Origin of the sequence: Paenibacillus sp. OT2-17 (assembly GCF_009827695.1) — a bacterium.
Taxonomy (GTDB): domain Bacteria; phylum Bacillota; class Bacilli; order Paenibacillales; family Paenibacillaceae; genus Paenibacillus; species Paenibacillus polymyxa_B.
Map to the genome: position 1 here is coordinate 1 of NZ_WUDQ01000111.1, position 9,707 is coordinate 9,707.

A 9,707-nucleotide genomic window follows, 5' to 3' on the forward strand; every position below is an offset into this window, starting at 1 on the left:
AGGTCAGTGCCGTATTTTCACCAAATATTACGGACGGATCGACAATTGGACTCAATAGCCTGGTCTTTCCCTCCTCCTCCACAAAGCTGTACATAAAATGTCCCGCTTCAATTTGATGAATCTCACTTGTATCCGCTGTACTTCCACGTACCTTATAGTAAGGAATGCTATTGTTGAGATTATACACATCCATCCAGCTTTTCAGTGTATGTCCTAGCTCCTTGTATGCCGTATTATCAATACCGAAGGGCAGCACGGCAGGCATGCCGTCCAGCACCTCCAGTTCAAGCTCTTGAGCGGAATGATTGACAATCTCCACCTTGCGCACCAAAGCAGCGTAACTTTCATGAGGAAGCGTGAAATATTGCACACGTACCTCAAGCCCTGTGTCTGGATTAGAGCTGTGTATTTCGAGCATATGGCGGGATATCAGCATTTTTTGCTGTTCACGCTCCACAGGATGCACAGCCGAAAATGGCTCCACATAGCTCCACTCCCCCTGCATCTTCACCTTTAAAAACGTTCGAAAGCCATGTATCGGCACAAGACTATAGCTGCGGTTGGCCGGAAAAAACTCCATGATTGCTCCATTCTTATCCTCTACACCAAAGCTTGCGATTCCTTGCCCACGATTAATATAATACGCCCACAGAGGAATCCCCTGAACCCCAGCAATACCGGGTAGAAAACTGGAAAAGGGCTTGGCCTGCGCATAATTCTCAATCACAAAACGTCCTTGATCGTCAAAATAATACTGCTGCATCGTATCCCCCTTTTCTATTTAAAACCCGTTATTCGCCATCACTTGTTTGAACCACAGCGCACTTTGTTTGGGTGTCCGTTCCTGTGTGTCGTAATTGATGTGTATAATACCGAAACGTTTGCTGTATCCCCAGGCCCATTCAAAGTTATCGAGGAATGACCAGACAAAATAGCCCTTAAGCTGACCTCCCTCCCCAATAAAGCGATGGCATGCCTTTAAATGTTCCTCAATGTAATACTGACGTCCAATGTCCTCAATCTTTCCATTCACCAGTTCGTCCTTCATCGCTGCTCCGTTTTCCGTAATCAGGATGGGTAACCCCTTGGTAAAATCCTTCTCAATCCGCGTTAGCAGCTTATAAAAGGATTCAGGGTGAATCTCCCATCCCATATCCGTTACCGGTTCCTCTATGGAAACCTGCTCGACCTGAAGCAACGAAGCGTCTGTAATCGCTCGAATGATGCTGCGGGCGTAGTAGTTGATGCCCAAAAAATCCCCTGGCTGCTGAATCAGCTCCATATCACCAGGCTGTACAAAATCCAATCCGTTCAAGCGCGCCCCGTACCATTCCACCATATCCTCAGGGTATTTCCCGTTAAACAATGGCTCGGCAAACCAACGATTAATAAAGCCATCCCGCCGGACAGCAGCGGCTACATCTTCGGGGTGTGCAGAGGCTGCATCGACATGCTCCATGTTCAGCGTAATACCGATGTTGCCCGTCAGGCCCTTTTCCTTGTGTAAATTCATGGCTATCCCGTGACACATCAGAATATGGTGAGCGGCAGTAAAGGCTTCCCTCCAGTTCTCGTGGCCGGGGGCATGCTCGCCTGTGCCATAGCCCAAAATAGAGGCGCAGTAGGGCTCATTTATCGTATTCCACCAGCTTATACGCTGTCCAAATCGATCCATGATTACAGAAGCATACGTTTTAAAATGTTGGATAATCTCTCGCTGCGTCCAACCGCCCTCGTCCTCAATCCACTGCGGTAGATCCCAATGATACAGCGTCAGCATTGGAATTAGCCCGGCCGACTCAATCTCATCCAGCAGACGCTCATAGAAAAGTAGCCCCTGTTCGTTAACCACGCCGGGGGCGGGAATAATGCGCGGCCAGGCCACGGAAAAACGGTAATGTAAAAAGCCAAGTTGCTTCATTAATTGCACGTCTTCCTTAAAGCGGTGAAAATGGTCACAAGCCACATCTCCGCAGTCCCCTCCTATCACCTTCCCGGGTGCTCGACAGAAAGTATCCCAAATAGAAGGCGTTCTCCCTTCCTCATCCACGCCACCTTCAATTTGATAAGAAGAGGTCGAAGTTCCCCACATAAACGTGGTGGGGAATGTATAGGTATTCTCACTCATACTCGGTATCATCCTTTCAGGAATCAAGACTTCACAGCTCCGGCCATTGCACCGCCGACAATAAAGCGCTGGAGGAAAATATACAAAATAACGAGCGGTAGTGTAACAATCAGAATGCCGCAAGCGAGCAGCGGCCAGTTGTTCATGTATTGTCCGTAGAAGGAGAACAATCCCTTGGTCACTGGCTGATAAGCAGGATCAGACAAATAAATAGTAGGACCTATAATGTCGTTCCACGCCCCAATAGCTGTCAAAATAATGCCTGTCGCCAACACCGGCTTCATCAGCGGGACAAGAATTGTAAACAAATATCGTGAATATCCGCACCCGTCCATTGCAGCCGCTTCATCCAGCTCTCGGGAGACAGACTTGATATATCCCACAAACATCAGGAAAGCGATGCCAGTACCTGTTGTTTTCAGCAAAATGAAACCAAGCTGGGTATTGTAAAGTCCCAGGCTATTAATGAGAGCAAATTGCGGAATCAGCGGATTCGGGAGATACATGGATATCAGAAAAAACACATAAAAGAAGGTGCTGAACTTAACATATCCCCGCGCCAGCGGAAAAGCCGCAAACACGGATATAATCAGCGTTAATAACGTAGATACGCCTGTATACAAAATGCTGTTCCACATGTATTGAGAGAAATTCCCTTTTTCCCAAGCATCCATAAAATTCTCCAAGCGCAGACTTTTGGCTAGAGCTACAGGGTCCATCAGATACTCACTTTGAGACTTCATCGATACATTAAAAAGGTAGAAAAGCGGGAATACATACAACGAAAGCATGAGCAGTACGATGATGTAGCTCAGTATTTTGGCTCCTTTGGTACTGCTCATTACATTTCCACCTCTCTTCTACGTAAGTAATACAGGGCAATCATCGATACCGTAAACACGAACACGAACTGGATCATAGCAACTGCGGAAGCAAGGCCGTAATCTGATGTCCCAGAGCCAAAGGCTGTGGCATATACATCAAACGCAAGTGTCGTCGTGTTGAATTTACCACCTGTCAGCACATAAATAATGTCAAAGGTCTGCAATGCGCCGATAATGGACAGCAGCATATTGACGGTAAAGGACGGTGCAATCATCGGAAAGGTAATATTTTTGAACGCTTTCCATCCAGAGGCACCGTCCATATACCCTGCTTCATATAAGTCACTGGGGATAGATTGGAGTCCGGCTAAGAAAATAGTCATCGAGTAACCCATGTACATCCAAATTTGCACAAAAATAATCAACTCAAATGCAATATCGTAATCCCCGAAGAAGTTGGAGCTGGTTCCAAAAAAGTTCATCAAGGCTTGCGCAGGGCCCCCAAGCGGATTGGCAAGCAGCTGCCAGATCAGGCCGGATACCGTTACCCCGAGCACAACGGGTAGGAAAAATACAGAGCGATATAACACATCCCCTTTGAGCTTCTTATTAATAAGGATGGCCATGAACAGCCCCACTGCATTTTGAATCACAACCACCGCTACGGCAAAATATAGGGAACGGCCAATGGAAGCGATGCGATCTCCAGAATCGGAGGAGGTGAAAAAGGTCGTGTAATTCTCGAATCCGATAAAATGCCACGTCTGCCCCGGAACCCCGGTAGCATCTGTAAAGGAAAAAAGCACGGTTACCATAGAGGGTCCAAAACCAAGAAGCAAATAGAGCAGCACCGGAATACTCAGCAAAAGATAGGGCATTATCCGGGCCGCACCCTTTCCGAAGGGATACATGGGTCTCACACCTTTTTACATTATTATGGGAGCTTTGCAGTTGCCCATTTGTTTTCCTGTAAAATCTATAGATTTATTTAGGGGCTGCCGCATCCCAGTCTGCCTGAGATTTCTGGGCAAGCTCCAAAGGCGTCTTTAACGGACCGGCAGGCGCCAAAAATTCCGCATGTACGCTGGCTTCCTTAATGTACTGTCCAACATTCTTACGATTGATAAACAGCTGATCCCAAGAGAGCTTGAAGTTTTCCAGTGAAGGCTGGATTTCATTAACAAAGTCGCTGCTTATCTTCACATCAGACTGTGTTGGCAAAAATCCAGCAGCGTTCACGAAATCGGTATAGTTCTGCTTCTCGGAGAGCATTTCAAGCCATTTGATCGCATAATCCTTGTTTGGCGATTTTTCTAATACCATCCAGGTCATATCGTACTTGCCTGCAAGGTTTTTATTTTTGGCTGGATCGTTACTGCCCGGAATCGGGAAATAACCAAATTTCAGCTCTGGATTGGCTGTCTGGATCGTAGTTGCATCCCACGTACCATCCGCAATCATAGCTACACGCCCTGAAGCAAACAAACTTGGCAAGGTTCCATAGTCAATCCCCATAAATCCACCAATGGCGTTGTTCATTAAAATTTGTGATTTTTCCAAAACTTCGAGCTGGGCGGGGTCTGTCAGCTTCGTCTTACCTGTCCACAGCCCTTTGATATATTCCAGCTGATCATCATGGATAGAGGCTTGAAGCCCTTGGACAGCAAGGTTAATAGGCCATACATCCTTACCGCCAAAACCAAGCGGTTCTACGCCATTATCCTTTAGCACCTTCATCACATTCACCAGTTCGGCCCATGTCGTTGGCACAGTAAGATTATATTTTTCAAAAATCTCTTTGTTGTAAAACAGACCTGTCAGGGCCACCTTTCCCATGTTTACACCGTATACTTTGTCGTTGTAGGTCATGGCATTTTTGACATCTGTAGGATTATAGTTTTTGATAAAAGCTTGATCCGACAGATCTGCAATGAGTCCTCCCTCAATCCACTGCTTCCACATCGGATCAGCTGCTCCCTTAGACCATTCCTGCGGTGCGCCTACGAAGCTGAATTTCAAAGGAATAATGTCTGCATCACCGGTTGAACCAGCATTCATACGCGTTTGCATCAGTTGATCATAAGTTGAATCAGCAGGAACCGTCGTATACTCCACCTGAATATCGGGATACTTCTCTTCAAACTTTTTATTAAATTCCTTTATATAGTTATTAATATTTTCTTGCTGCCAATGAATAATCTTTAACGTGACCTTTTTATTCCCGTTCTGTCCAGCTTCACCACCTTTGCCGCAAGCAGCCAATACAACTATTAAAGCGGTTACAATAAGTAAAGAAAAACACTTTTTCAGCATTGCAAAATCCCCCCTGTAATCTTAGAATAAATGCATTTACTTTTACGAAAGCGGTTTAGTTAATTACAGCTACTATTATGTATCGGATAGCCTGTATTTGTAAATAGAGAATTGTAAATTATCAAATAAAACATAAATCACCGTTATTACTCCTTGAAATATTAGGCAACATCCTTTATTCACACTGTTGACTCACTTCTATGAGGTAGCATAGAATACGAGTAATCATTAAGTTTGAAAAGCAAAGTCAATTTAACTAAATCAGTTTAGTTACGGAGGATTCCATGAATATAAAAACAATAGCTAGCATGGCAGGCGTTTCAGTGGCAACGGTTTCGAAAATCATTAACAATTATACGGACATCAGTGAGGAAACCCGGCAGCGGGTACTTAAAATCATGGAGGAAACAGGCTATAGACCCTCCTCCTCGGCTAAAACGCTTGCTACCAAAAAATCTAATCTGGTAGGCGTTATATTTGCCGGCAAGCTGAATGTTGATTTTAGTCATCCTTTTTTTGTAGATATCATAAATGTCTTCAAAAAACAGATTGGCTTGCTCGGTTACGATCTGCTGTTTTTTTCAAATGAGAAATTTCTGGATAATGGAGAGGACTATTTGGCTCGCTCGAAATATTTTTCAGTGGACGGGTGCATTATTATTGCTGGAGATGAGGTGGAGAAGAGTGTTTTTGATCTCGACGCCAGCCCTATCCCCTGCATCGGTGTCGATATTGAACTAACCGGAGCTAGTTCCTGCTATATCATGTCCGACAATCAGAAGATTTCAATGAAGGTGGTTGAGCACTTTTACATGAATGGATACCGCGAAATGGGTTTTATAGGCATTGAACGCCCCTCCTTGGTTATTAAAGAGAGAGAGGAGGCCTTTATCGCTTCACTAAAACGGTTTAGTCTTGATGTCAGACCTGAATGGATCGTGTATGGTAAGGACTACGCGGCAGAAGATGGATACCAGATCGCGAAGGCGTGGATACAACAAGGAAATTTGCCAAAAGCTATTTTTGCGGCTACCGACCTGCTTGCTTTTGGTGCCATACGTGCTTTCAAGGAAAGCGGCTTGAGGGTACCCGAGGATATTGCTGTAGTGGGATGTGATGATATAGAAGCCTGTCGTTATACCGAACCTCCACTGACGACGGTAAAACAAGACAAGCAAAAAATAGGCCGTCTAGCCGCTATGGTGCTGTTTGACCTGATGAATAAACAAATGGATACGAAATGTATTAAAGTAGAGCCGGAACTAGTCATTCGTAGCTCCTGCGGAGCCCGGCAACATTGGAACCATACGAAGGTCAAGAGTTAGCATATGCCTTAAAAAAGATGACTCCTGATAAATTCAGAAGTCATCTTTTTGCAGTTTAATATTCAGAGACCCATCGCTTAATCTATTACTTGTAGGCCATCGTCGCATTCACAGCCTTTTTCCAGCCTTCATACAAGCTTTCACGTGTTGCTTCATCCATATTCGGGGCAAAAGAGGTTTCCACCCTCACCCGCTTGCGAAGTTCATCCGTACTCTTCCAATATCCAATAGCCAAACCTGCCAGACATGCAGCCCCCAGTGCCGTCGTCTCATGGATAACTGGCCGCTCCACTGTTGCATCCAGAATATCGCTCTGGAATTGCATCAGAAAATTGTTCAATACAGCTCCTCCATCCACCCGCAGCGTCTTCACTGCAATACCTGAATCAATCTCCATGGCTGTAAGCACATCCTTGGTCTGATAAGCGAGTGACTCCAATGTGGCGCGGATAAAATGCTCCTTCGTGGTCCCGCGTGTCAGGCCGAACATCGCTCCGCGCACCTCGCTATCCCAGTAGGGGCTGCCCAGTCCGACAAAAGCGGGTACAAGATACACTCCTTCTGTAGACGAAACACGGGCGGCATAAGGCTCACTGTCCTTCGCTTCACGGAACATACGCAGCCCGTCTCGCAGCCACTGGATCGCCGACCCCGCTACAAACACACTCCCCTCGAGTGCATATTGTACTTTGCCTTCCTCCAGTCCCCAAGCGATGGTCGTAATCAGGCCGTGCTTGGATTCAACAGGCTGATCCCCCGTATTCATCAGCATGAAGCAGCCTGTGCCGTAAGTATTTTTGATCATCCCTTTTTCGTAACATGCCTGACCAAACAAAGCTGCCTGCTGGTCACCTGCTGCACCGGCGATTGGTACATTCTGACCAAAGAAATGATAATCCACGGTGTGCGCATATACCTCGGAAGAAGGTCTTACCTCAGGTAGCATGATTTTCGGAACACCCAGAATGTCCAGCAGCTCTTCGTCCCACTTTAGTTCATAAATGTTGTACATCAGCGTCCTAGCTGCATTGGAGTAGTCTGTTACATGTGCCGTTCCGCCGGATAATTTCCAGATCAGCCACGAGTCAATCGTACCGAATAATAGGTCACCTCGTTCTGCCTTTTCCCGAGCGCCCTCCACATGGTCCAGTATCCACTTTACTTTAGTGCCTGAAAAATACGGGTCGATCAACAGCCCTGTTTTGCTGTGAAACAGCTCCTCGTGCCCTTGCCGCTTCAATTCTTCACAGATGTCCGAGGTTTGGCGTGATTGCCATACGAGTACGTTATACGCAGGCACTCCTGTATTTTTGTCCCACACAGCCACCGATTCTCGCTGATTGGTAATGCCGATGGCAGCCACTTGATTTGCTTTTACACCGGATTCGGAAAGACAGGAGGCAATGACTCCGAGAATAGAGCTCCAGATTTCATTCGCATTCTGCTCTACCCAGCCGGGATGAGGAAAATATTGCGGAAATTCTCGCTGAGCCGAGTACACTACATCTCCTTCGCTATTGAACAAAATCGCTCTTGAGCTTGTCGTTCCCTGATCTAGTGACAGAATATATTTTCCCATTGTTCATCTCTCCCCGTGTAAATCCATCGTTTTTACGCTGTAAGTTTGTGATCCGTTTTATGATTTTTATAAGTACGACTCATACGGAAGGTAATCAAAAGTACAATCACGATGATCCCTAGTAAAATCCAGAAAGCCGGAGTCACACTCCCCTTAAAAACAGCCTGATAAAATAGCCCTGCGAAAGATCCACCCAACAGCGGCCCTACAATGGGCACCCAGGCATATTTCCAATTGGATGCTCCCTTACCGGGAATCGGTAGTAAATAATGCATCAGACGCGGCCCAAAATCTCTCGCTGGATTGATGGCATAGCCCGTTGTGCCTCCAAAGGATAAACCGATACTGACAACCAAAAAACCCACAATCAGCGGTTTCAAGCCCCCTGTAAATGAATTGGCACCAAATGACTGCAGAGCAAGAACAAAGATGAAAGTACCTATCATTTCACTAAGCACGTTGGCAAACGGATGATCAATAGCCGGTCCTGTCGCAAATACACTGAGTTTGGTTGTTGTGTCCTCCGTCTCTTTCCAGTGAGGCCAATAATGCAAAACGACGATTATCGCACCCGCCATGGCCCCGAGAAGCTGAGCCACAATATAGCCGGGAACGTCCTGCCACGGAAAAATGCCCTGAAATGCCAACGCCAGTGTCACTGCCGGATTCAAATGCGCTCCGCTGATTTCACCCACTGCATACACCCCAATAGCAACCGCGAGCCCCCATCCCATTCCAATCACAATCCAGCCGGAAGCGTGAGCAAATGACTTTTTCAGAGACACCCCTGCGCACACTCCGCCACCTAGGGCAATAAGAATCATTGTCCCTATGAATTCGGCTGCGTATGGCGACATACAACCTACCTCCTCAATAGATCATCCGATTTCGATCGCTTTCATCGCGCAAAAAAAGAAAAGCCATCACAAACCAACCCTGTGCTGTACCATGGGTGTCTGCGTGGCTCTCTTGTCTCCGTCACGATTATTAACTTAAATTTGATACTATATAAGCATGTAAGCGATGTCAACTACGGATTTACGTCTTTTCATAGCTTAAAATAATCGTTGACCATGTTAGTTTCTCCGATTTATGATGTAAAAAAATGGTTTAATGTAAGGGTTTCAGGATGAATACGACACTCCCAAACTCGATGAAGAAGGGAAGAATGTTATGCTGAAATTTCTGCAAAAAATCGGCAAGTCGTTAATGCTTCCAGTAGCCACTCTACCCGCCGCAGGGATTTTACAAGGATTAGCACTGATTAATTATGAAACGGATATACCACTTGGTCCCGGAGTTGGCGGATTTCTGAATCATTATGTCACTCCTTTTCTGAACGAGGGGGCGGGGGCCATCTTCGGTAACCTTGCGCTCATTTTCTCCATCGGTGTTGCCATTGGTCTGGCAGGCGACGCAGTAGCCGCATTATCGGCAGTCATTGCCTATATGGTGCTGACCCGTATTTTGGCGGCAGTGCCGGGTATATTTGCATATATTCCAGACGACGTCAAGCTGGACATGGGCGTATTGGGTGG

8 protein-coding genes and 1 pseudogene are annotated in these 9,707 nt (G+C 46.2%); 2 read left to right on the top strand and 7 right to left on the bottom strand.

Going from position 1 to position 9,707, the window contains the following annotated elements; all coding sequences use genetic code 11:
- The 5 genes and pseudogenes from GRP75_RS13930 to GRP75_RS13950 form a co-directional block, all read right to left on the bottom strand.
- Positions 1-763 (bottom strand): annotated as a pseudogene (locus GRP75_RS13930) (cellobiose phosphorylase); the annotation flags it as partial.
- An 18-nt stretch (positions 764-781) separates the two neighbouring features.
- A complete protein-coding gene (locus tag GRP75_RS13935) occupies positions 782-2,128 on the bottom strand; it encodes a GH1 family beta-glucosidase (protein WP_160789588.1) in 1,347 nt (448 codons plus the stop codon).
- A 23-nt stretch (positions 2,129-2,151) separates the two neighbouring features.
- The gene (locus GRP75_RS13940) at positions 2,152-2,970 is read right to left on the bottom strand and encodes a carbohydrate ABC transporter permease (protein ID WP_023989979.1); all 819 of its coding nucleotides are present in this window, start codon (positions 2,968-2,970) and stop codon (positions 2,152-2,154) included.
- Positions 2,970-3,863, bottom strand: a complete 894-nt coding sequence (locus GRP75_RS13945; protein ID WP_034095085.1) for a carbohydrate ABC transporter permease — start codon at positions 3,861-3,863, stop codon at positions 2,970-2,972. Before GRP75_RS13945 ends, GRP75_RS13940 begins: the two co-directional genes overlap by 1 nt.
- 73 nt (positions 3,864-3,936) lie before the next feature.
- Positions 3,937-5,265, bottom strand: a complete 1,329-nt coding sequence (locus GRP75_RS13950; protein WP_160789589.1) for an ABC transporter substrate-binding protein — start codon at positions 5,263-5,265, stop codon at positions 3,937-3,939.
- A gap of 284 nt (positions 5,266-5,549) precedes the next feature.
- On the opposite strand from GRP75_RS13950, the gene GRP75_RS13955 reads away from it, so the two are divergent.
- Positions 5,550-6,590 (top strand): LacI family DNA-binding transcriptional regulator, encoded by a 1,041-nt coding sequence (locus GRP75_RS13955; RefSeq protein ID WP_023989982.1) that lies wholly within the window; start codon positions 5,550-5,552, stop codon positions 6,588-6,590.
- 85 nt (positions 6,591-6,675) lie between these two features.
- Here GRP75_RS13955 and glpK read toward each other — a convergent pair whose 3' ends face one another.
- The gene (gene glpK / locus GRP75_RS13960) at positions 6,676-8,169 is read right to left on the bottom strand and encodes a glycerol kinase GlpK (RefSeq protein WP_160789590.1); all 1,494 of its coding nucleotides are present in this window, start codon (positions 8,167-8,169) and stop codon (positions 6,676-6,678) included.
- A gap of 32 nt (positions 8,170-8,201) precedes the next feature.
- A complete protein-coding gene (locus tag GRP75_RS13965) occupies positions 8,202-9,026 on the bottom strand; it encodes an MIP/aquaporin family protein (protein WP_160789591.1) in 825 nt (274 codons plus the stop codon).
- A 316-nt stretch (positions 9,027-9,342) separates the two neighbouring features.
- Here GRP75_RS13965 and GRP75_RS13970 point away from each other — a divergent pair.
- The coding region (locus GRP75_RS13970; protein ID WP_160789592.1) for a PTS transporter subunit EIIC at positions 9,343-9,707 on the top strand (365 nt) is incomplete at its 3' end.